Source organism: Leucobacter soli, assembly GCF_042659205.1.
Classification (GTDB): domain Bacteria; phylum Actinomycetota; class Actinomycetes; order Actinomycetales; family Microbacteriaceae; genus Leucobacter; species Leucobacter soli.
In genome coordinates this window covers 1-548 of record NZ_JBHSRW010000496.1, presented here as the reverse complement: position 1 = coordinate 548, position 548 = coordinate 1, and the positions used below count along the sequence as shown (strand labels likewise).

The window sequence follows — 548 nt, the reverse complement described above, 5'->3', positions numbered from 1 at the left end:
CGTTCGAGACCGGGCGGGTCCACCAGGCGCCCCGCGCCGAGGCCCCCGCAGAGGCTGCGCGCGCGGGCCGCGCGCCATCCGACTCCGAGGAGGGGACACCATGACCGAGCGGCCGATCCGCGTCGCGATCGTCGACGACCAGGAGCTCATCCGCACCGGCTTCGCGCTGATCCTCAACACCGCCGCAGGCGACCGCGGGTTCGAGGTCGTCGGTCAGGCGGGCGACGGGCAGGAGGCCCTGGATCTGCTGGCGTCGCTCGAAGCGGAGGGACGAGTACCGGATGTCGTGCTCATGGACGTCCGCATGCCCGGGATGAACGGTATCGAGGCGACCGGGCTCGTCGCCCGACGGTTCCCCGGCGTGCGGGTGATCGTGCTGACCACCTTCGACCTCGACGAGTACGCCGTGGAAGCGATCGAGGCGGGTGCGAGCGGATTCCTGCTCAAGGACGCCCGCGCGGCCGAGCTCGTCGCGGCGGTGCGCGCCGTCGCCGACGGCGATGCGGTGATGGCGCCGAGCGTCACGCAGCGCCTCCTCGTGCGCCTCG

General features: G+C 73.0%; 1 protein-coding gene. It reads left to right on the top strand.

The features are described 5' to 3' along the window. Window positions 1–100 precede the first annotated feature (100 nt). Window positions 101–548 (top strand): response regulator (locus ACFPZL_RS14155; RefSeq protein ID WP_382336054.1); only part of this gene is annotated, 448 nt, incomplete at its 3' end.